Raw genomic sequence first — 21861 nt, forward strand, 5'->3', positions numbered from 1 at the left:
GCTGAAGACACGCTGTACCTGTTCGTCGGCATCGACCGCACGAGCGAGTTCGCCGTGACCCAGCCCGTCGACAAGGCGGGGAAGATGGCGGCCGCCCGGTTCTTGCGTGATCTGATCGCTGCCGTTCCCTACCGACTGCACACGGTGCTGACCGACAACGGCGTCCAATTCACAAATCGAAGCTGCGACATAAGTGCCTTCGAGCACATCTTCGACCGCGTGTGCAGGAAGCAGGAAATCGAGCACAGGCTGACAGACGTGAAGCCCCCTCGGACGGATGGCCAAGTGGAGCGGATGAACCGCACAATCAAGGACGCGACCCTCGAACGCTTCCATTCCGACGACCACAATCAGCTTCGCATTCATCTCTCCGCCGTCATGGCGGCCTACAACTTCGCGCGCAGGCTCAAGACCCCCGGCGGCCTCACGCCCTACGAATACATCTGCAAGATCTGGACATCCGAGCCAGACAGATTCATCCTAAACCCGATCCACCAGATGCCGGGACTGAACACCTAGGTGCGCCTGCTTACAGGCATCTACATGATCCATTTGGCCTCCGGTACGATGATGCTTAGGTAAAGATCATGATTCCGAAAAATAGCAAGCGCCTGACCCTTACCGACGCCGCCGTTCAACGCACCCTGCGCCACGTACCCGATCCGGGCACGCCGCCGGGCTGGACCCTGCTGACCGAGGACGACTACGACCGTCTGGCGGCCGACCTAATCCGCGGGCATGAAGGGCCGATCCCCATCTTCGCCTATGGCAGCCTGATCTGGAATCCCGGATTTGCGGTTGGCCCGATCCGAAAGGCCGTGGCCCATGGATGGCACCGTTCCTTCTGTCTGGAAATCCTGCAATGGCGCGGCAGCCCCGACTGTCCCGGCCTGATGATGGCGCTGGAACGCGGCGGTTCTGCCACCGGCCTGATCATGGAGATCGCCGAGGGGCACGAGGCCGAGGCCCTGCGCGCCCTGCTGAAGCGCGAGCTGGTGGCGAAGGAACTGGTGGAGAATGTCCGCTGGGTGACCGTGAAGACGGAGCGTGGGATCGAACGTGCCCTGACCTTCTGGGCCGGGCCGAAAGGGCCGATGGTGGTGTCCTTGCCGCCCGAGGTTCAGGCCTGGCGTCTGGCCCATGCCTGCGGCCATGGCGGGTCGGGCGCGCAATACCTGCACAACACTGTCCGCAAGCTGGAGGAATACGGGCTGCGCGACCGCAACCTCGCGCATCTGGAACATCTGACGGCGACCGAGATCACGCGCTGGCCCACGGGTCAGGGCACGATCGTGCCTGACACCTAGATCGCGGTCAGGCGGCCCGCGTCCATCCGCACCATGCGGTCCATCCGCGCAGCGAGGTCCAGGTTGTGCGTGGCGATCAGCGCCGACAGGCCGGTTTCGCGCACCAGCGACATCAGCGCCGCGAACACCTTGTCCGAGGTTCCGGGATCGAGGTTGCCCGTCGGTTCGTCCGCCAGCAGCAGGCGCGGCCGGTTGGCCAGCGCGCGGCAGAAGGCCACGCGCTGCTGTTCCCCGCCCGACATGGCGGCGGGACGGTGATCGCCCCGGTGGCCGATGCCGACATGGCCCAGCAGTTCGGTGGCCCGCGCCTCGGCGTCCTTGCGGGAGATGCCGCTGGCCAGTTGCGGCAGGATGATGTTCTCAGCCGCCGTGAATTCGGGCAGCAAGTGGTGGAACTGGTAGATGAAGCCCACTTCGCGCCGCCGTGCTTCGGTCCGGGCGCGGTCGCTTCTGCCGGCATAGTCGGTGCCACCGATGACGACGCGCCCCTGGTCGGGCGTGTCCAGAAGGCCCGCGATGTGCAGAAGCGTGGATTTTCCCGCGCCCGAAGGGGCGACCAGCGCCACGACCTCGCCCGCGGCGACGGTCAAATCGGCCCCGTCCAGCACGGTGATCGCGTTCGGCTTGCCTTGGTTGTAGCCCTTCCGCAAGCCGTCCAGAACCAGCATGTCATTCATAGCGCAGGGCCTCCACCGGGTTCATGCGGGCGGCGCGGCGGGCCGGGAAGATGGTGATGATGAAGGACAGGCCCAGCGACAGTGACACGGCGGACAGCACGTCCGACAGTTGCAGCTTGGCCGGAAGATGGTAGATGCCCCGGATCTCCGGATCCCAGACACCGCCGCCCGACACGTAGTTCACAAGGCTGAAGATCGGATCGATGTAGACCGCGAAGAGGCAGCCGAGGATCACGCCCATCAGCGTGCCCACGATCCCCGTCCCCGCCCCGCAGATGAAGAACACCCGCAGGATCGACCCTTCGGTCAGGCCCATCGTGCGCAGGATGCCGATGTCGCGGCCCTTGTTCTTCACCAGCATGATCAGGCCCGACACGATGTTCATCGTCGCGATCAGCACGAGGACGGAGAGGATGACGAACATCACGTTGTCCTCCACGTCCAGCGCGCGCAGGAAGCTGCCGGAACTGTCGCGCCACGTCCAGAGCAACCCTTCGGGCCCGATGGCGTCGGACAGCGCGGGCAGGTAGCGGTCCACCTGTTCGGGATCCTGCACCATCACTTCGATCTCGTCGGCAAGGCCTTCGCGGTTGAAGAAGCTCTGCGCCTCGGCGAAGGGCAGGTAGACGCGGGTCTTGTCGATGTCATAGCGCCCGGCACTGAAGATGTAGACCACCTCGTAGGCGTTCACGCGGGGGCTGGTGCCGAAGGCCGTGCGTACGCCGTTGGCGCTGGTCAGGCGGAGGCGGTCGCCCACGGAAACGCCCATGTCGCGCGCCATCTGGGCCCCGATGGCGATGCCGCGGTCCAGATCGTCCACGTTGCCCTCGCCCCCCGAACCGACGCGGGGGATCGCCTTCAGATCCTCCAGCCGGATGCCGTAGACGTCGCCCAAGCCCGACACGTCGTTGGCCGACGCCATGACCTGCCCCTTCACCAAGGGTGCCGCGCGGGTCACGCCCTCCACCCCCGCGATGCGCTGGGACAAGGCGTCGTAATCGGAAAAGCCGCGGATCACCTCGCCCTGTTCGTTCACCTGCCCCGCAGAATAGACGTTCACATGGGCGTTGGCGCCCAGGATCGTGTCCACGAATTCAGTGCGAAAGCCCGCGCGCACCGACAGCGTCGCGATCAGCGCGAAGACGGCCAGCGTGATGCCGATCAGGCTGATCCACGTCATGACGGACACGCCGCCTTCGGCCCGCTTGGCGCGCAGATAGCGCCAGGCGATCATCCATTCGAAGCCCGCGAAGGGTCTGGTCGCCATGGCGTTCTTCCTTGTCAGATGGCGGCGTAGATCTGGGTCAGGCGATCCACCACCGCTTCCATCGACAGTTCCTCGCTCTCACCCGTGCGGCGCGAGGTCAACTCCACCTTACCATTGGCGAGACCGCGCGGGCCGACCGTGATGCGCCACGGCAGGCCGATCAGGTCCATCGTCGCGAACTTGGCGCCCGCGCGTTCGTCGCGGTCGTCATACAGCGGCTCCAGCCCTTGGGCGACCAGCGCGGAATAAAGCGCGTTGCAGGCGCTGTCGGTGGAGGCGTCGCCCTGCTTCAGGTTCACGATGCCCGCATGGAACGGCGTCACGCCTTCGGGCCAGATGATGCCCTTGTCGTCGTGGTTCGCCTCGATGATGGCGCCCAGCAGGCGGGACACGCCGATGCCGTGGCTGCCCATCTCCACCGGGACGCGGCTGCCGTCGGCGGTGACGACGTTGGCGCCCATCGCTTCGGAATACTTGGTGCCGAAATAGAAGATCTGCCCCACCTCGATCCCGCGAGCCACGCGGCGGCGGTCCTCGGACACTTCGGCGAACAGCGTCTCGTCATGCGTCTCGTCGGTGCGGGCGTAAAGGGTCGTGAACTCCTCGCACACGGCGGCCACGGCGGCACGGTCGTCCATGTCCACGTCGCGCGCACCCAGCTTCAGGTCGGTGACGGCGCTGTCATAGAAGACCTCGCTTTCGCCGGTTTCGGCCAGCACCAGGAATTCGTGCGTGTTGTCGCCGCCGATGGGGCCGGAGGCCGCGCGCATCGGGATCGCCGTCAGGCCCATGCGTTCATAGGTGCGCAGATAAGCGACCATGTGGCGGTTGTAGGCGTGCAGCGCCGCGTCGCGGTCGATGTCGAAGCTGTAGCCGTCCTTCATCAGGAACTCGCGCCCGCGCATCACGCCGAAGCGGGGCCGCATCTCGTCGCGGAACTTCCACTGCACCTGGTACAGGGTCAGCGGCAGGTCCTTGTAGCTGTTCACGTGGGACCGGAAGATGTCGGTGATCATCTCCTCGTTCGTGGGGCCGTACAGCATCTCGCGGCCCTGACGGTCCTTGATGCGCAGCATTTCCTGCCCGTAATCGTCGTAGCGGCCGGATTCGCGCCACAGGTCGGCCGATTGCAGCGTGGGCATCAGCAGGGGAATGTGGCCCGCGCGGATCTGCTCCTCGTGGACGATCTGCTCGATCCGCTTCAGGATCTTGAAGCCCAGCGGCAGCCAGGAATAGATGCCGGCCGACTGCTGCTTGATCATCCCGGCCCGCAGCATGTAGCGGTGCGAGACGATCTGCGCCTCGGAGGGGTTTTCCTTCAGGACGGGCAGGAAATAACGGCTCAGGCGCATGAATGCCTCATAAGATACGGTTGCAAGGGGTTTAGGGCCTTGGCCCTGCGGGGGCAAGCGCCCCGCGCTTGCCCTTGCGTGAACCGGCCGGTTGGGCCATGGATTGGCCAGCACCAAGGGGGCACGATGCAACTGACCGAACTCAATCAGGCCAAATGGTGGGGCATCGCCGCAGTCGTGTTCCTGGTGGTGATGTGGTTCCTCGGGGATGTGATCCTGCCTTTCCTCGTGGGCGGGGCCATCGCCTATTTCCTTGATCCGCTGGCCGACCGGCTGGAAAAGCTGGGGCTCAGCCGCGCGTTGTCGACGGCCGTCATCGCGATCCTCGCGGTGCTGATCTTCGTGCTGCTGATCCTGGCTGTCATCCCTACGCTGGTGAACCAGCTGACGCAGCTGATCAACGTGGCCCCCACCATCTTCACGCAGTTGCAGGCGTTCCTGATGGATCGCTTCCCCGACCTCAACGATGAAACCTCCACCATCCGCCAGACGCTCGATTCGCTGGGACGCGCGATCCAGGAACGGGGCGGGCAGATGGCGAACACGCTCATCACCTCGTTCTACTCGGTGATCAACGCGGTGGTGTTCATCGTCGTGGTGCCGGTCGTGACCTTCTACATGCTGCTGGACTGGGACAAGATGGTGGCCAAGGTGAACGCCCTGCTGCCGCTGGAGCACGCCCCCACCGTCCGCGAACTTGCGCGCGAGATCGACCGCACGCTGGCGGGCTTCGTGCGCGGTCAGACCGTGGTGTGCCTGATCCTCGGCGTTTATTACGCCTTCGCCCTGATGGCGGCGGGGCTGAACTTCGGCGCCATCGTGGGCGCCATCGCGGGGTTCCTGACCTTCATCCCTTACGTGGGTGCGCTGGTGGGAGGGGGACTGGCCATCGGGCTGGCGCTGTTCCAGTTCTGGGGCGACTGGTGGCAGATCGTCATCATCTGGGCGATCTTCCAGTCGGGGCAGTTCGTGGAAGGCAACATCCTGACGCCACGCCTTGTCGGAAGCTCGGTCGGGCTGCATCCGGTGTGGCTGTTGTTCGCGCTGTCGGCCTTCGGGGCGCTGTTCGGGTTCGTGGGCATGCTGGTGGCCGTGCCGGTCGCCGCCGCCATTGGCGTGCTGGCCCGCTTCGGACTTGCGCAATACAAGGCCAGCCGCCTGTATCACGGCGACGATCAACCGGTGCAGGAAAACCAGGGGTGATACGCCAGCTTGCGTTCGACCTGCCGGCCCGTCCCGCGCTGGGACGGGCGGATCTGTTCGTATCGCCGGCCAACGCCCTGGCGGTGGCCAGTCTGGACGGCTGGCGCGACTGGCCGCAGAACAAGATGATCCTCGTGGGGCCGCACGGCGCGGGCAAGACGCATCTGGCGCATGTCTGGGCGTCGGACGCGGATGCGGTGCTGGTGGATTGCGGCGCCCTGCCCGGCGCGGACCTTGCGCTGCTGGCCGAAGAAAGCGCCGTCGTGCTGGAAGACGCGGACACGCTGGCCGGCGATGACGAGGCGGAGGCCGCGCTGTTCCACCTGCACAACCTGCTCGCCGAACGGCAGCGGCCGTTCCTTCTGACCGCGTCCATCCCGCCGCGCGACTGGGGGCTGCACCTTCCGGACGTGAAAAGCCGGATGCTGGCGGCGCCCGTGGCCCGCTTGGACGCGCCCGATGACAGTCTGCTGTCGGCCGTTCTGGTGAAGCTGTTCGCGGATCGCCAGATCACGGTGCCGCCCGCGCTGGTGTCGTGGCTGATGTCCCGCATGGACCGAGACCTTGGCACCGCCCGCACGCTGGTCGCGGCGCTGGACGCCCGATCCCTGGCCGAACAGCGGCCCGTCACGCGCCAGATGGCGATGGATGTACTGGTCAGCATTTAAGTGTAACAATGACATGACAGACTTGCGAAACTATTGTTACAAAAGCTTCACGAGACAGGCGCATGTGCCAGTTATATCTCCAAGCTCATGACGAACGCTGATTTTCTTCTTTCCGACTTTCCCCCCGCCATTGCGTTGCCGCGTGTGGAAACAATGGGGCAACGCCGTTTCGTGAACCGGGAACTGAGCTGGCTCGCCTTCAACTGGCGTGTTCTGGACGAGGCGTCAAACCCCGCCGTGCCCCTGCTGGAACGGCTGCGCTTCCTGTCCATCTCCGACACCAACCTGGACGAGTTCTATACGGTGCGCGTGGCTGGCCTTCGTGCACTGGCCCGCCGGGCCAAACCCGGCCTGTCCGAAGACGGACGTTCGCCGGTGGAGCAGTTGACCCTGATCAACGCCGACGCCCGCGCCCTGATGCGCAAGCAGCAGGCCGTGTGGAACCGCCTGCGCCGCCAGATGGAAACGCAGGGCATCCGCCTGATGACGCGGTCGAAGCTGACAAAGCGCGACCTTGCCCATCTGGAAGCGCATTTCCTGGCGAACGTCTTCCCGGTGCTGTCGCCCTTGGCCATCGACCCGGCCCACCCCTTCCCGTTCATCCCGAACACCGGCTTCTGCCTTGGTCTGCAACTGGAACGCACGGCCGACCGTCGCCGCCTTCAGGCGCTGCTGCCGATTCCCCAGCAGGTCGCGCGCTTTGTCCACCTGCCGGGCCGTCCGGGCGAAACCCGTGTCCTGCCGCTGGAGGAGTTGCTGCTGCTGCACCTGCACCGGCTGTTCCCCGGTTATACCGACCACGGCCACTGCACCTTCCGCGTGTTGCGCGACAGCGATCTTGAGGTGGAGGAGGAGGCCGAGGATCTGGTGCGGGAGTTCGAGACCGCGCTGAAACGCCGCCGCCGCGGCGACGTGATCCGCCTGTCCATCAGCGCCGGCGCGCCCGAGGATCTGTTCGCCACCATCAAGGACGAACTCGACGTGTCGGACGACGAGATCGTGGAGGCGCGGGGCCTGATCGGCCTGTCGGACCTGAAGGAACTGGTCCTGTCCTCGCGTCCCGACCTTTTGTGGCCGCGCTTCACGCCGCGCGTGCCCGAACGGGTGCAGGATTTCGAAGGCGACATGTTCGCGGCGATCCGCCAGAAGGACATGCTGCTGCATCACCCTTATGAAACCTTCGACATGGTGATCCGCTTCCTGCAACAGGCGGCGAACGATCCCGACGTGCTGGCGATCAAGCAGACGCTGTACCGCACCTCCACCGACAGCCCGATCGTGGCGGCCTTGTGCGAGGCGGCGGAGGCCGGCAAATCCGTGACCGCGCTGGTGGAACTGAAGGCCCGCTTCGACGAGGCCGCGAACATCCGCCAGTCCCGCCGGCTGGAACGGGCGGGGGCGCATGTCGTTTACGGCTTCATGAAGTACAAGACCCACGCGAAGATCAGCACGGTCGTGCGGCGCGAAGGGGACCAGCTGGTCACCTACACCCATTACGGAACGGGCAACTACCACCCGATCACGGCGCGGATCTACACCGACCTGTCCTTCTTCACCTGCGATCCGGCGCTGGGGCGGGACGCGCAGAAGGTCTTCAACTACCTGTCGGGCTATGTGCAGCCCGAAGGGCTGGAGAACCTCGCCATCTCTCCCACCGGGCTGAAGCCGCGCCTGCTGGAGATGATCGCGGCCGAGGCCGAGCACGCCCGCAAGGGGCGTCCCGCCGCGATCTGGGCCAAGATGAACTCCCTCGTGGAGCCGGAGGTGATCGACGCGCTGTATGCGGCCGGACAGGCAGGCGTGAAGATCAGCCTGATCATCCGGGGCATCTGCGGGCTGCGTCCCGGCGTGAAGGGCATGTCGGAAAACATCCGCGTGAAGTCCATCGTCGGGCGGTTCCTGGAACACAGCCGCATCGTCTGTTTCGGCAACGGCCACGGCCTGCCGTCAAAGAAGGCGCGGGTGTTCTTCTCCTCGGCCGACTGGATGGGGCGCAACCTGAACCGTCGCGTGGAAACGCTGGTGGAAGCGAAGAACCCCACCGTGAAGGCCCAGATCACCGACCAGATCATGGCCGCCAACATGGCGGACGAGGCGCAAAGCTGGGTGATGGACGGGCATGGCCGCTATCTTCGGGCCGATGCGGGGGACAAGGCGTTTTCCTGCCACCGCTTCTTCATGGAAAATCCGTCCTTGTCAGGACGGGGCACGGCGGGTGACAAGGATGTGCCCCGCCTGACGCACAGCTTCGACGAAGGCCGCGTCGGTGAGTGAGATCCGCTTCCGACCCCTGTTCAACGCGCAAGGAAGACCACGATGACCCGAGTGACCGCTTCAAGGGCCGAAGACGCCGCGCTGTTCGGGCGCCCGCTGTTCGATGATCCGTCGGTGCGCGCCCTGCGGCGGGTGGGCGTTGTGGATGTGGGATCGAACTCGGTCCGGATGGTGGTGTTCGACGGAGCCGCCCGCAGCCCGGCCTATTTCTTCAATGAAAAGGTCATGTGCGGCTTGGGCCTTGGCCTTGCGGAAACGAACCGCCTGAACCCGTCGGGGCGGGAACGCGCGCTGGCGGCGCTGAACCGCTTTGCGGCGCTGGCCCGCGGCATGGGCATCAAGGATATGACCGTCGTCGCCACCGCGGCCGTGCGCGAGGCCGAGGACGGCCCCCAGTTCCAGAAGGAGGTGGAGGCGCTGACCGGCCTGAAGCTAACCGTCATCGACGGCGATCAGGAGGCGCGGCTGTCCTCGCAGGGGGTGCTGCTGGGCTGGCCGGACGCGCAGGGCATCGTTTGCGACATCGGCGGCAACTCCATGGAACTGGCGCGGATCGGTGGCGGAGAGGTAGGCCTGCGCGGCACGACGCCGCTTGGCCCCTTCCGGATGCAGCAGGTGGCTGGCGGCGCCAAGGAACGGCGCGCGCACATCCACAAGGTGCTGAAGCCCCTCAAAGACCTGCTTCAGCCCCATCGCGACCGGATCTTCCTTGTGGGCGGATCGTGGCGCGTCATCGCCCGGCTGGACATGGAACGGCGGAAATATCCGCTGACCGTTCTGCACGAATACCGGATGCAGCCGAAGGACGTGCTGGACACGCTGGACTGGATCGCCGCCTCGGACCCGCAGGCCCTGCGCGCCGCCACCGGCACCTCGGCCGAGCGGATGGAACTGGTGCCGCTGGCTTCCGAGGTTCTGCGCGAGCTGATCGCGATGTTCGAACCTTCGGAGATCGACATCTCCTCCTACGGCATCCGCGAGGGGCTGCTCTACGAGGCCATGCCCCAACGCCTGCGCGAACGGGATCCGCTGATCGAGGCGGCGCGGGCGGCCGAACTGTCCTCGGCCCGCATTCCCGGCTTTGGCAAGACGCTCTACCAGTTCCTGCTGCCCTTGTTCGAAGAGGTGCCGGCGGAACGCCAGCGCCTGATCAAGGCCGCGTGCCTGCTGCACGACACGACGTGGCGCGCCCATCCCGATTTCCGGGCCGAGATGTGCTTTGACAACGCCACCCGTGCCAATCTGGGCGGGCTGGATCATCCGGGGCGGGTCTTCCTGGGGCTGGCCCTGCTGCACCGCTACAAGAACAACCGCTCCGGCACCCGCTTCGACCACCTGTTCCCCCTGCTGAGCGAGGACGAGATCCGCGAGGCGGAGGTGCTGGGCAAGGCCATGCGCTTTGGCGCCATGTTCGCGATGGACGACCTGACGCAGGCGGGCCGCCTGTCGTGGAAGCCGAAGAAGCGTGTTCTGGCCCTGCATCTGAGCGCGAAGGGCGAGCCCCTGTTCGGCGAGGTGGCGCAGGCCCGCTTCCGGTCGCTTGCAAATTCCCTTGGCGCGACGGCGGAGGTGAAGGCCCCATGATCCGCCCCGCCACGCTGGACGATGCGCAGGCCCTTCGTGCCGTCTGGGACACGATGATCACAGACTCCACCGCCAACTTTTCCGAGATCCTGAAAACGGAGGCGGAGGTGGAGGAGGCCATCCGCACCCGCCCGCTGCTGCTGGTCGCGGAACTGGACGGCAGGGTGGTGGGGTTTGCGACCTATGGCCAGTTCCGGGCCAATTCCGGCTATCGCTTCACGATGGAAAACACGATCGCGCTGCTGCCCATCGCCAAGGGGCGCGGTTTCGGCCGCCAACTGATGACCGGGATCGAGGATCACGCACGTGCCGGCGGGGCACATTCGATGATCGCGGGCGTCAGCGGACGCAACACCGACGGCATCGCCTTTCACAAGGCCTGCGGCTACGATACGGTCGCCGTGGTGCCGCAGTCGGGTTTCAAATGGGGCGAATGGCTCGATCTCGTGCTGATGCAGAAATTCCTCTGACACGGCCGCCGGTTCGGGCTATATTGCCCTTCATGTCCATATGGTCCCGCATTTCAGCCGCCCTTGCGGCTCTCGCTCATGGCGAATCCCTGTCGATGGTGTTCGCCCGTCTGCGCACGCCCCCCGAACGGTCCGTCGCCTTCACCATCGCCGTGATCGGTCTGGGGGCCAAGATGGCCAAGGCCGATGGCGAGGTCACGCGCCGTGAGGTCGCCGCCTTCCGCCGCATCTTCGCCCTGCCCGAGGGGGAGGAGCAGAACGCCGCGCGCGTCTTCAACCTCGCGCGTCAGGACGTGGCCGGCTTTGAATCTTATGCCCGCACGATTGCCGAGATGTTCCGTGACAATTGCGACACGCTGATCGACGTTCTGGAAGGTCTGTTCCAGATCGCCACCGCCGACGGCAACTACTCGGACGCGGAGGACCAGTTCCTGCGGGACGTGGCGCGCATCTTCGACGTGGGCGACCGCTGCTTCCGCGTCTTGCGCAACCGTTTCGTCGCAGGCAATTGCGATCCCTATGACGTGCTGGGCGTCGACACGAACGCGCCGATGGACCAGATCCGCAACGCGTGGAAAAAGGCCGTGCGGGACAACCATCCGGACCGGCTGATCTCTCGCGGGGTGCCGGCCGAGGCCATCAAGCTGGCCGAGGAGCGGTTGATCCACATCAACCGGGCTTGGGACGAAATCAACGCCCATCAGGCCGCATGAAAAGGGCCGCTCGAGGGCGGCCCATTTCCGATCAGTTGCAGTTCTGGCCCGGAACCATGCAGGAACCGCCACCGGCCAGCGCGCCGATCAGGGCGCCCTTGGTCTTGCCACCGCCGGTCGCGTCCGCGATCACGGCCCCTGCCGCAGCACCGCCCAGCGTGCGGACCGCCGCGTTGTTCACCGGGGAGGTGCCGTAGCTGCCGCCGTAGCCGCTGTTGCTGTACGGCTGGCTGCACCCGGCGATCGTGCCCGTCGCCACCACGGCTGCCAAGATCAGAAGTTTCGTTTTAGCCATTCTTCGGCCCTCCTCATGGAATTCTTATCGTAGCAGGATAACCGAACCTGTGGCAGGGAAAAGACGCAATTGCGTGTTCAGGGCCACGGTCGGCATTTCGGCGCCGAACATGCGCGTCATTCGTCCCAGTCGTCGTCATCCTCATCGAAGGCGACGGGGGGCGCGTCGGCCGCAAAGACGGCCGGAAACGCGGCTTCGGCCTTGGCGGCATCGATGCGCAGCAGGGCGTCGTAGCTTTGGGGGTCGAACGGATCCTCGGCCGGAACCACCTCGCGCCCGAACAGCCAGGACAGGCGTCCCGCGTCCAGATTGCCGCGTTCGAAGGGTTCTTCGCCGAAATGGGCCCAAAGCGCCGCCATGAACGCCTCGTCCGCCGCGCGGTCAATGTTCTTGCGGTCGCGGTAGCGTTCGCGACGGATGATTTTCGTGGGGCCATCCTTTGACGCGCGCCGGATGACGAATTGGTGGTCGGTCCCCGTCAGGCGGCCCGGGAACCCGCGATGTTTTTGCATTTTCGTCCAGAAAAAAGCGGGCGGGGACAAGCCCCGCCCCGCGAAATTATTGCCACTTGTTGGTATAGGTCGGCTCGGTCGTCACGGCAGCCGGTGCGGGCTGGGTCACGACGACTTCTTCACGCTTGGGGGCGCAAGCGGCAGCCAGAGCAGCGACGAAGACGACACAGGTGATGCGGGCGGTCAGCGACATAGTGAACTCCTAAAGAAAGCGGGTCGGGGACCATCCCCTTCTCCGTGACACGGTTACGTAGGGCCGTGACGATGCAAAGCTAATGCAACGGCAAGACTTTGCACACCGAAAATTGAGGTCACCGTTGCCGCACCTGCCAGTCGGGGTGCATCCACGGCTCGGCACCCTTGGGCGGCAGGCGGCGACTCAGGATGTGATCGGCGATCTTTTCCCCCACCATGATGGAAGGGCCGTTCAGGTTCCCGTTCGTGATGCGCGGGAAGATGGAGCTGTCGGCCACGCGCAGGCCGTCCACGCCGATGACGCGGCCTTCGGGATCGACGACGGCCAGCGGGTCGTCCGCCCGCCCCATGCGCGCCGTGCCGCAGGGGTGATAGGCGCTTTCGGCATGTTCGCGGATGAAGGCGTCGATCTCGGCGTCGCTTTGCACGGCGGATCCCGGCTGGATCTCGTGCTTCACATGGGGGGCCATGGCGGGTTGGGCGAACACCTCGCGCGTCAGGCGGATGCAGGACCGGAACTCTGCCCAATCATCCGGGTGGGACATGTAGTTGAAGCGGATCACCGGATCGGCCGCCGGATCGGCCGAAGCCAGCGTCACGCGGCCGCGCGATTTCGACCGCATCGGCCCCACATGCACCTGGAAACCGTGACCTTCCGCCGCAGCCTTTCCGTCATAGCGCACGGCCAGCGGCAGGAAGTGATACTGGATGTCCGGATACTCGATCCCCGCCCGCGACCGGATGAAGCCGCAGGCCTCGAATTGGTTTGAGGCGCCAAGCCCGGTGTGGAGCGAGATCCACTGCAACCCGACCCGCATCTTGCCGGGCAGGTTCCAGTAGCGGAACAGCGTGTTCGGCTGCAACGCCGCGAACTGCATGTAGACTTCCAGATGGTCCTGCAGATTCGCGCCCACGCCCGGCCGGTCGGCCACGACGGGGATGCCATGCTGGGACAGATGCCCGCCCTCGCCGATTCCCGACAGCATCAGCAGCTTCGGGGTGTTGAGGGAGGAGGCGCAGAGGATGACCTCCTGCCCCGCGCGGATCACCTGCACGCGGTTCTTGCGGCGCACCTCCACCCCCACGGCGCGGGTTCCTTCCAGAATCACCCGCTGGGCAAAGGCGCGCAGCAGGATCACGCGGCCCGTGCGCAGGGCCGGACGCAGATAGGCGTTGGCGGCGGACCAGCGGCGACCCTTCCAGATCGTCGCCTCCATCGGGCCGAAGCCTTCCTGCTGCTTGCCGTTGTAATCCTGCGTCAGGGGATAACCCGCCTCCTCCCCCGCCGCGATGAAGGCGTTGAACAGCGGGTTGCGGCGGGGTCCGCGCGTCACGTGCAGGGGACCGCGGTCGCCGCGCCAGTCGCTGCCGTCGGGATTGGGACCGTGCCAGGTTTCCATCCGGCGGAAATAGGGAAGAACGTCGGCAAAGGACCACTCCTCCGCCCCCGCATCCGCCCAGTGGTCGAAGTCCCGCGCGTGGCCCCGCACATAGACCATCCCGTTGATGGACGAGGACCCCCCGATGACCTTGCCGCGCGGTGTCACCAGTTGCCGCCCGTTCAGATGCGGCTCCGGCTGCGATTTCAGGCCCCAGTCATAGCGGGGCATGTTCATCGGAAAGGACAGCGCCCCCGGCATCTGGATGAACGGGCCCCAGTCCGATCCGCCATGTTCGATGACGGTGACGGTCTTGCCCGCCTCGGCCAGCCGGTAGGCCAGGGCGCAGCCGGCGCTGCCCGCGCCGACGATGACGTAATCAGAAGGGCGCATCGACCGGCCCCATGCCCACGTAGACGGATTTCAGCTGGGTGTAATGGTCGATCGCGGCCTTGCCGTTCTCGCGCCCCACGCCCGACATCTTCACGCCGCCGAAGGACGATTCGACCGGCGTCAGGTTGTAGGCGTTGATCCAGCAGGTGCCCGCCTGAAGCTGGCCCACGACGCGGTGGCCGCGGGCAAGGTCGGCGGTGAAGACGCCGGCGGCCAGCCCGAACTCCGTCGCGTTGGCGCGGGCGATGACCTCGGCCTCCTCCTCGAAATCAAGGACGGCCATCACGGGGCCGAACACCTCCTCGCAGGCCAGGGTCATCCTGTCGGTCACGTCGGCGAAGACGGTGGGCGGCACGAACATCCCCTGCCCCGCGCCGCCCGTCACCAGCCGCGCCCCTTCGGCCACGGCCTTGCCGACATAAGCGCGGACCTTTTCGGCCTGCGCGGCGCTGACCAGCGGGCCCATCTGGGTCGCCGGATCCAGCGGGTCGCCCATCACGATCGCTTCGGACCGGGCTTTCAGGCGCTCTAGGAACACATCCTTGATGCTGCGATGCACGAAGACCCGCGTGCCGTTCGAACAGATCTGGCCCGAGGAGTAGAAGTTCCCCAGCATCGCCGCGCCCACCGCCGAATCGATGTCGGCATCCGCGAACACGATCAGGGGTGACTTGCCGCCCAGTTCCATCGTGACATGGCGGATGCCGTCCGCCGCCGCGGCGTAGACCTTGCGCCCCGTGGGGACAGATCCCGTCAGCGACACCTTCGCCACGCGCGGATCGGTCACTAGCGCCGCCCCCACCCCGCCAAAGCCCTGCACCACGTTGAAGAGGCCGGGGGGCGCCCCCGCCTCGATCAGGATCGCAGCCAGTTGAAGGGCGCCCAGCGGCGTCACCTCGGACGGTTTGAACACCATCGCGTTGCCCATGGCGAGTGCGGGCGCGGCCTTCCAGCAGGCGATCTGGCTGGGATAGTTCCACGCGCCGATCCCCACGCAAACGCCCAGCGGTTCACGAAGGGAATAGGCGAAGTCCGTCCCCAGAGGCACGGTTTCCCCCGTCACGGTGGGGGCGAGGCCCGCGAAGTATTCCAGCGCGTCGGCGCCCGAGGGCCAGTCCGCCACCTCGGTTTCCTGGATGGGTTTGCCGGTGTCCAGAACCTCCAGCACCGACAGGTTGGCGTTGCGGTCTCGGATGATGTCGGCGGCCCGGCGCAGGACGCGGCCGCGTTCCACGGGGCGCAGCGCCGCCCACGCCCCCTGCGCCGCCTTGGCCGAGGCCAGCGCACGGTCGATGATCGCGGGCGTCGCCTCGTGCAGGCGGGCGATCACCTCGCCCGTGGCGGGAAAGATCACGTCGAAGGGGCGTCCGGCGGTGTCCTCCACCCATGCGCCCCCGATGAAATGGCTGGCCTGTGGTTGGGCTTTCATCGCGCCTCTCCCTTGATTTCGGATTCGATCAGAACAAACACCATGTTGACGCTGGCGGCCGGATCGGGGATGACATCGCGCAACGCATGACGCAGATAGACCCCATCTATCAGGGCGCCCGCGCTGGCCGCGATGGCCGGTGCCCGTTCCCCCGCCAGCGGACGCAGGCAGGACACGAGGTTGGAATGCAGCCGCCGCTGGTAGGTCGTCAGCAGCCGCTTCGCGTCCGGCACGGTCTGCGCCAGCACGTAGAAATTCAGCCAGACGCCGATGATTTCGGTCCGGAAGTTGGCGTCGGAAAACGACGCCTCGAGTATCCCCGCCAGACGCTGCCGCGGATCGCGCACATCGCGCAGGGCGGCTCGCACGTCCGCGCTGTAATGGGCAAGGACCGACCGCATCGCCGCCAGGAACAGCGCCTCCTTCCCGCCGAAATAGTGATGCGCCAGCGCCGCCGACACGCCCGCCCGCCGCGCGATCTGCGCCACCGTCACTTCCAGCGTGCCAACCGCGCCGATTTCTTCCAAGGTGGCCCGGATAAGCGCGGCCCGGCGCACAGGTTCCATCCCGATCCGTGGCATCGCGGTTCCTTTCATTCGCCCGCAGGGGGTTTGCCGCCTTCTTAATTGATCCGTCAATCAACAACAATATCAGGGAGACTGCCATGACATCCACCCCCGCCCTTCTGACCGCGTCGCTGGCGCTGCTGATGGCCGCGCCCGCCTTCGCGCAAAGCGAATGCCGCACCATCTCCATGTCCGACGTGGGCTGGACGGACATCACCGCCACCACCTCGCTGACGCGCCAGATCCTTGATGCCTTGGGGTACGAGGTGGAGGTGGACGTGCTGGGCGTTCCGGTCACCTTCGCGTCGCTGGAAAAGGGCGACATCGATCTGTTCCTTGGCAACTGGATGCCGTCGCAACAATCCGCGATCCAGCCTTATCTGGACGCTGGCACGATCGAGGTGCTGGCGACCAATCTTCAGGGCACGCAGTACAACCTGGCGGTCCCGACCTATCTGGCCGACAAGGGCCTCGCCTCCTATGACGATCTGGCCACCTTCGCGGACGAGTTGAACCGCACCATCTACGGGATCGAGCCGGGGAATGAGGCGAACGAATACCTTCTGTCCTTGACCGAACCCGGCAAGCCGCTGGAAGGGTGGGAGATCGTGCAATCCTCCGAACAGGGGATGCTGGCGCAGGTGTCGCGCCTTTATCCGCGGCAGGAACCCGTGGTCTTCCTGGGCTGGGCGCCGCATCCGATGAACGCCAGCTTCGATCTGACCTACCTGCAGGGCGGACAGGACTTCTTCGGCACCGAGGGCCACGTCCAGACCGTCACGCGCAAGGGCTTTTCGGCCGAGTGCCCGAACGTGGCCAAATTCCTGTCGCAACAGGTCTTCACGCTGCCCATGGAAAACGAGATGATGGGCCTGATCCTGGACGAAGGCATGGCCGCCGACAAGGCGGTGGTGCAATGGCTGGGCGACCATCCGGACACGCTGGATCCGTGGCTGGACGGCGTGACCACGCTGGACGGCGCGCCCGCGCTGCCGGTCGTCAAGACGGCGCTCGGCCTTTGATTCCCGACGGGGCGGACGCCTCCGCCCCGCCGCCACACCCCAAGGAAGCTGCATGATCGACTGGCTCACAGACCACAAGATACCCGTCGGACGCTGGGCGAAGGACGCCTTCGACTGGCTGAACACGCATGGCGGACCGGTCTTCGGCCTGATCTCCTCGGTCATGGAAACGCTGATCGACGGGGTGCTTCTGGCCCTGCAGGGGGTGCATCCGCTGATCGTCATCGCGGCCTTCGTGGCGCTGACCTGGGTGTTGCAGCGCAACTGGAAGGTCTGCCTGCTGATCCTGACGGGCTTCCTGTTCATCCTGAACCAGGGGTATTGGGAGCCGATGACCGAAAGCCTCGCGCTGATCATCCTCGCCTGCGCCACGACCATGGTGATCGGCGTGCCCATCGGCATCGCGGCGGCCCACCGGCCGCGCCTTTTGCAGGCGATTACCCCGCTGCTGGACCTGATGCAAACGCTGCCGACCTTTGTCTACCTGATCCCGGCCATCGTGTTCTTCGGGCTGGGCATGGTGCCCGGCCTGCTGGCCACCGTCATCTTCGTGCTGCCCGCGCCCATCCGGCTGACGGCGCTGGGCATCGGATCGACCCCGCCCGCCCTGCTGGAGGCCGCGGAAAGCTTCGGCGCCACCCGGCGCCAGCGGCTGTTCAAGGTGGAGCTTCCCTGGGCCCTGCCCCAGATCATGGCCGGCCTGACGCAGGCCATCATGCTCTCGCTGTCCATGGTTGTCATCGCGGCCCTGGTCGGGGCGAACGGGCTGGGCGTGCCGGTGGTGCGGGCGCTGAACACCGTCAACACCGCACTGGGCTTTGAATCCGGCATCATCATCGTCGTGGTGGCGATCATCCTCGACCGCATGCTGAAGGTGACCCGCGCATGACCGCCGTGATTTTCGACAATGTCTCCATCGTGTTCGGGGACGACCCGCACCGCGCCCTGCCCCTGATGGACCAGAACCGCACCCGGACCGAGGTGCAGGAGGCCACGGGCCAGATCCTCGGCGTCCACGACTGTTCCCTGACCGTGAAGGAGGGGGAGATCCTGGTGCTGATGGGTCTCTCGGGGTCGGGCAAGTCCACCCTGCTGCGCGGGGTGAACGGCCTGAACACCGTGATCCGGGGCGAGGTAAAGATCAGCGACGGCGACCGGATGGTCTCCGTCACCCACGCGCCGGCGGCGGAACTGCGGCGGCTGCGCCGGTCGCGCATCGCCATGGTGTTCCAGGGCTTCGGCCTGCTGCCGTGGCGATCGGTGCGCGAAAACGTGGGGCTGGGGCTGGAACTGGCGGGTGTGGCGGCCGACGAACGCCGCCGCCGGGTGGACGAACAGCTGGCGCTGGTGGGACTGACCCAATGGGCCGACCGCAAGGTGGCCGAACTGTCGGGCGGGATGCAGCAGCGCGTGGGGCTGGCCCGCGCCTTCGTCACCGAAGCGCCGATCCTGTTGATGGACGAACCGTTCTCCGCCCTCGACCCGCTGATCCGCAACCGCCTGCAGGACGAGCTTCTGGACCTTCAGGCCAAGCTGAAACGCACGATCATCTTCGTCAGCCACGACCTGGACGAGGCGTTCAAGATCGGCAACCGCATCGCCCTGATGGACGGGGGCCGCATCGTGCAATGCGGCACGGCGAGGGAGATCATCGCCAGCCCCGCTTCGGACTATGTGGCGGAGTTCGTGGCGCACATGAACCCGCTGTCGGTCCTGAAGGCGCGGGACGTGATGACGGAAGGAGTCGCCGCAGGGGCCCGCAGCGTGGAGGCGGAAACACCCGTGAAACAGGTGATGGAGATCCTGCGCGACGGCACCTCCCACCTTCAGGTGACGGAAGGTGGGATGCCCATCGGCGTGATCCGTGCCGAAAGCGTGATGGCGCGGCTTCTAAACCCGCGGGGGTGAACGAAAAGGGGGCCGATGGCCCCCCCTTTTTCTTATTCCTCGGTCTTGGCGGTCTTCCTGGCCGGGGCTTTCTTGGCCGCCGGCTTCTTCGCGGCGGTCTTCTTCGCCGCCGGCTTCTTGGCGGTGGCCGCCCTCTTCGGGGCCGCCTTCTTCTTGCCGCCCTTCAACGCCTTCTCATTCACCAGAACCAGCGCGTCCTCAAAGGTGACGGATTCGGGTTCCATCTCTTTCGGCAGGGTCGCGAAGACCTTTTCCCACTTCACGTAGGGGCCGTAACGGCCAGCCATCACGCTCATCACCCCGCCGTCGGGGTGATCGCCCAGCACCTTCAGCGGTTCCGCCGCCGCCCGCTGGCCGCGCACCACCTTGGAGGCGAGAACCTCCACCGCGCGGTTCATCCCGATCTCGAACACCTCGTCCACTTCGGGCAGGTTGGCGTATTTTGACCCGTGCTTGACATAGGGACCGAAGCGGCCGATCCCCGCCTCCACCAGCACGCCATCGTCGGGGTGCGGGCCGATGGGGCGCGGCAGGTTCAGCAGGCGCAGGGCCTTTTCCAGATCCATGTCGGCGGGCGACCAGCCCTTGGGCAGGCTGGCGCGGGGTGGCTTCGGCACCTCCTCCGTCGCCTCGCCCTTCTGGACATAGGGTCCGAAACGGCCGGTCTTCAGCCAGACCGGCACGCCGTCCGGATCCTCGCCCAGCACGCGTTCGCCCGCCGCCTCCTCATCCCCCGCGACGGAGATGGGGCGCGTGTAACGGCATTCGGGATAGTTGCCGCAGCCGATGAACGCCCCACCCCCGCGCGAGGTTTTCAGGTGCAGGCGGCCGGCATGGCAGACCGGGCACACCCGCGGGTCCGACCCGTCGGCGCGGGGCGGATAAAGATGCGGCGCAAGGAAATCGTCGATCGTCGTCAAAACCTCGCCGATGCGCAGATCCGCCGTCTCCGCGATCGCGGCCGAGAAGTCCCGCCAGAAGCGCGCCAGCACCTCCTTGTAGTTCCGGTCGCCCGCCGACACGTCGTCCAGCTCCGCCTCAAGATCGGCGGTGAAGTCGTATTCGACGTAACGCTTGAAGTAGTTGGTCAGGAAGGCCGTCACCAGCCGCCCCTTGTCCTCGGGGAACAGGCGGTTCTTGTCCTTCCGGACGTATTCGCGGTCCTGGATCGTCGTCAGCACCGAGGCATAGGTGGACGGGCGGCCGATCCCCAGCTCCTCCATCCGCTTGACCAGCGTCGCTTCGGTGTAGCGGGGCGGCGGCTGGGTGAAGTGCTGTTCGGGGGTCACGCCCTGCTTCTTGGCGGGTTCGCCCTGCATGATCTGGGGCAGACGGCCATCGTCCTCCCCCTCGTCGTCGCGGCCTTCTTCATAGATCGCAAGGAAGCCGTCGAACATCACGACCTGCCCAGTGGCGCGCAGGGTGACCTGCCCGTCGGCGCTGCCCACGTCCACGGTGGTCCGCTCCAGCCGCGCGGCGGACATCTGGCTGGCCAGCGTGCGCTTCCAGATCAGCTCGTACAGCTTGCGCTGATCCGCCTCCAGCCGCAGCCCGTCAGGCGACGCGGCCATCTCGGTCGGGCGAATGCACTCGTGCGCTTCCTGCGCGTTCTTGGCCTTGTTCTTGTACATGCGCGGGCTGTCGGGCACATAGTCCGCGCCGAAGCGCCGCTTGATCTCGTCCCGCGCGGCCATCACGGCCTCGGGCGCCATGTCGATGCCGTCGGTCCGCATGTAGGTGATGTGCCCCGCCTCGTACAGGCGCTGCGCGGCCGACATGCAGGCCTTCGCCCCCATGCCGAACTTGCGGCTGGCTTCCTGTTGCAGAGTCGATGTCATGAAAGGTGCAGACGGGTTGCGCGTTGCGGGCTTCGCCTCCACCGACTGCACGGTCAGGTCGCGCGAGATGACGGCCTGCACGGCCAGCTCCGCTGCCTCGGCCGTGGAGATGTCGTAGCGGTCCAGCTTCTTGCCGCCAAGGACGGTCAGCCGTGCCTCGAACTCCGCCCCGCGGGGGGTGACGAGCTGCGCCTTCACGCTCCAGTATTCGCGGGCGCGGAAGGCCTCGATCTCCATCTCGCGTTCGACGATGAGGCGCAGGCAGACGGACTGCACGCGGCCGGCGGACTTGGCGCCCGGCAGCTTGCGCCACAGCACCGGCGACAGGTTGAAGCCGACAAGGTAGTCCAGCGCGCGGCGGGCCAGATAGGCCTCCACCAGCCGGGCATCGATGTCGCGGGGCTTGGCCATCGCTTCCAGCACGGCGGCCTTGGTGATCGCGTTGAACGTCACGCGGCGCACCGTCTTTCCCTTTTTCAGCGAGGACGCCAGCGCCTCCTGAAGGTGCCAGGAAATTGCCTCCCCTTCCCGGTCAGGGTCGGTGGCAAGGATCAGGGTGTCGTCCGTCTTCAGCGCGTCGGCGATGGCCTTGACGTGCTTGCGGCTGTCGGCCGCCACCTCCCACAGCATGGCGAATTCGTGGTCGGTGTCCACCGAGCCGTCCTTGGGCGGAAGGTCCCGCACATGGCCGTAGGAAGCCAGAACGGTATAGTCGGAGCCCAGATACTTGTTGATCGTCTTGGCCTTGGCAGGTGATTCGACGACGACGACAGCCATGCATATTTCCCTTCGAGAGCGGGCCTAATGTG

General features: G+C 66.1%; 21 protein-coding genes. 11 read left to right on the plus strand and 10 right to left on the minus strand.

Annotated elements, in window-relative coordinates:
- A partial coding sequence (locus ACSHZY_RS00005) for an integrase core domain-containing protein (protein WP_435163711.1) occupies positions 1-519 on the plus strand: 519 nt, incomplete at its 5' end.
- 68 nt (positions 520-587) lie between these two features.
- Positions 588-1307, plus strand: coding sequence for a gamma-glutamylcyclotransferase (locus ACSHZY_RS00010; RefSeq protein ID WP_435163714.1), 720 nt, complete (start codon positions 588-590; stop codon positions 1305-1307).
- Here ACSHZY_RS00010 and ACSHZY_RS00015 read toward each other — a convergent pair.
- Genes ACSHZY_RS00015 through proS form a run of 3 tightly spaced genes read right to left on the minus strand, consistent with a single transcriptional unit; the run spans position 1304 to position 4603 of the window.
- On the minus strand, positions 1304-1984 hold the full coding sequence (locus tag ACSHZY_RS00015; protein ID WP_435163717.1) for an ABC transporter ATP-binding protein: 681 nt from the start codon (positions 1982-1984) through the stop codon (positions 1304-1306). The genes ACSHZY_RS00010 and ACSHZY_RS00015 overlap by 4 nt on opposite strands.
- Positions 1977-3251: a lipoprotein-releasing ABC transporter permease subunit gene (locus ACSHZY_RS00020; protein WP_435163720.1), complete on the minus strand. Its 1275-nt coding sequence runs from the start codon at positions 3249-3251 to the stop codon at positions 1977-1979. Before ACSHZY_RS00020 ends, ACSHZY_RS00015 begins: the two co-directional genes overlap by 8 nt.
- A 14-nt stretch (positions 3252-3265) precedes the next feature.
- On the minus strand, positions 3266-4603 hold the full coding sequence (proS, locus tag ACSHZY_RS00025) for a proline--tRNA ligase (RefSeq protein WP_435163723.1): 1338 nt from the start codon (positions 4601-4603) through the stop codon (positions 3266-3268).
- A gap of 126 nt (positions 4604-4729) precedes the next feature.
- On the opposite strand from proS, the gene ACSHZY_RS00030 reads away from it, so the two are divergent.
- From ACSHZY_RS00030 to ACSHZY_RS00055, 6 genes are all read left to right on the plus strand, one after another.
- Positions 4730-5806 carry an AI-2E family transporter gene (locus tag ACSHZY_RS00030; RefSeq protein ID WP_435163726.1) on the plus strand — a complete coding sequence of 359 codons (1077 nt, stop codon included), beginning with the start codon at positions 4730-4732 and terminating at the stop codon, positions 5804-5806.
- Entirely contained in the window at positions 5803-6474 is a 672-nt protein-coding gene (locus ACSHZY_RS00035) for an HdaA/DnaA family protein (protein WP_435163729.1), read from the plus strand. Before ACSHZY_RS00030 ends, ACSHZY_RS00035 begins: the two co-directional genes overlap by 4 nt.
- An 87-nt stretch (positions 6475-6561) precedes the next feature.
- Positions 6562-8748 (plus strand): RNA degradosome polyphosphate kinase, encoded by a 2187-nt coding sequence (locus ACSHZY_RS00040; RefSeq protein WP_435163731.1) that lies wholly within the window; start codon positions 6562-6564, stop codon positions 8746-8748.
- Between the two features lie 42 nt (positions 8749-8790).
- Entirely contained in the window at positions 8791-10332 is a 1542-nt protein-coding gene (locus ACSHZY_RS00045; RefSeq protein ID WP_435163734.1) for a Ppx/GppA family phosphatase, read from the plus strand.
- A complete protein-coding gene (locus tag ACSHZY_RS00050; protein ID WP_435163737.1) occupies positions 10329-10802 on the plus strand; it encodes a GNAT family N-acetyltransferase in 474 nt (157 codons plus the stop codon). The genes ACSHZY_RS00045 and ACSHZY_RS00050 overlap by 4 nt, the downstream gene beginning before the upstream one ends.
- Before the next feature lie 32 nt (positions 10803-10834).
- Positions 10835-11515 carry a TerB family tellurite resistance protein gene (locus ACSHZY_RS00055; RefSeq protein ID WP_435163740.1) on the plus strand — a complete coding sequence of 227 codons (681 nt, stop codon included), beginning with the start codon at positions 10835-10837 and terminating at the stop codon, positions 11513-11515.
- Positions 11516-11546: 31 nt separating this feature from the next.
- Here ACSHZY_RS00055 and ACSHZY_RS00060 read toward each other — a convergent pair whose 3' ends face one another.
- The 6 genes from ACSHZY_RS00060 to betI all read right to left on the minus strand — a co-directional run bounded on the left by ACSHZY_RS00060 (position 11547) and on the right by betI (position 16299).
- Positions 11547-11810 (minus strand): hypothetical protein, encoded by a 264-nt coding sequence (locus ACSHZY_RS00060; RefSeq protein WP_435163743.1) that lies wholly within the window; start codon positions 11808-11810, stop codon positions 11547-11549.
- Between the two features lie 116 nt (positions 11811-11926).
- A complete protein-coding gene (locus ACSHZY_RS00065) occupies positions 11927-12322 on the minus strand; it encodes a hypothetical protein (protein WP_435163745.1) in 396 nt (131 codons plus the stop codon).
- Between the two features lie 46 nt (positions 12323-12368).
- Positions 12369-12515 (minus strand): hypothetical protein, encoded by a 147-nt coding sequence (locus ACSHZY_RS00070; protein ID WP_435163747.1) that lies wholly within the window; start codon positions 12513-12515, stop codon positions 12369-12371.
- A 118-nt stretch (positions 12516-12633) separates the two neighbouring features.
- Positions 12634-14289, minus strand: a complete 1656-nt coding sequence (gene betA / locus ACSHZY_RS00075) for a choline dehydrogenase (RefSeq protein WP_435163750.1) — start codon at positions 14287-14289, stop codon at positions 12634-12636.
- Positions 14276-15718, minus strand: a complete 1443-nt coding sequence (gene betB, locus ACSHZY_RS00080; protein ID WP_435163753.1) for a betaine-aldehyde dehydrogenase — start codon at positions 15716-15718, stop codon at positions 14276-14278. Before betB ends, betA begins: the two co-directional genes overlap by 14 nt.
- Positions 15715-16299, minus strand: coding sequence for a choline-binding transcriptional repressor BetI (gene betI, locus ACSHZY_RS00085; RefSeq protein ID WP_435163756.1), 585 nt, complete (start codon positions 16297-16299; stop codon positions 15715-15717). The genes betB and betI overlap by 4 nt, the downstream gene beginning before the upstream one ends.
- Positions 16300-16382: 83 nt before the next feature.
- Between betI and choX the strand changes: the two genes are divergently transcribed.
- The 3 genes from choX to choV are packed head-to-tail and all read left to right on the plus strand — an operon-like array spanning position 16383 to position 19214.
- Positions 16383-17306, plus strand: coding sequence for a choline ABC transporter substrate-binding protein (gene choX, locus ACSHZY_RS00090; RefSeq protein WP_435163759.1), 924 nt, complete (start codon positions 16383-16385; stop codon positions 17304-17306).
- A 52-nt stretch (positions 17307-17358) separates the two neighbouring features.
- Positions 17359-18195, plus strand: a complete 837-nt coding sequence (gene choW / locus ACSHZY_RS00095) for a choline ABC transporter permease subunit (protein WP_435163763.1) — start codon at positions 17359-17361, stop codon at positions 18193-18195.
- On the plus strand, positions 18192-19214 hold the full coding sequence (gene choV / locus ACSHZY_RS00100; protein ID WP_435163766.1) for a choline ABC transporter ATP-binding protein: 1023 nt from the start codon (positions 18192-18194) through the stop codon (positions 19212-19214). The genes choW and choV overlap by 4 nt, the downstream gene beginning before the upstream one ends.
- 32 nt (positions 19215-19246) lie before the next feature.
- Here the strand turns inward: choV and topA are convergent, their stop codons facing one another.
- Entirely contained in the window at positions 19247-21829 is a 2583-nt protein-coding gene (gene topA, locus ACSHZY_RS00105; RefSeq protein WP_435163768.1) for a type I DNA topoisomerase, read from the minus strand.
- Between the last annotated feature and the right edge of the window lie 32 nt (positions 21830-21861).

This window comes from Falsirhodobacter sp. 1013 (assembly GCF_051195255.1).
Lineage (GTDB): Bacteria > Pseudomonadota > Alphaproteobacteria > Rhodobacterales > Rhodobacteraceae > Falsirhodobacter.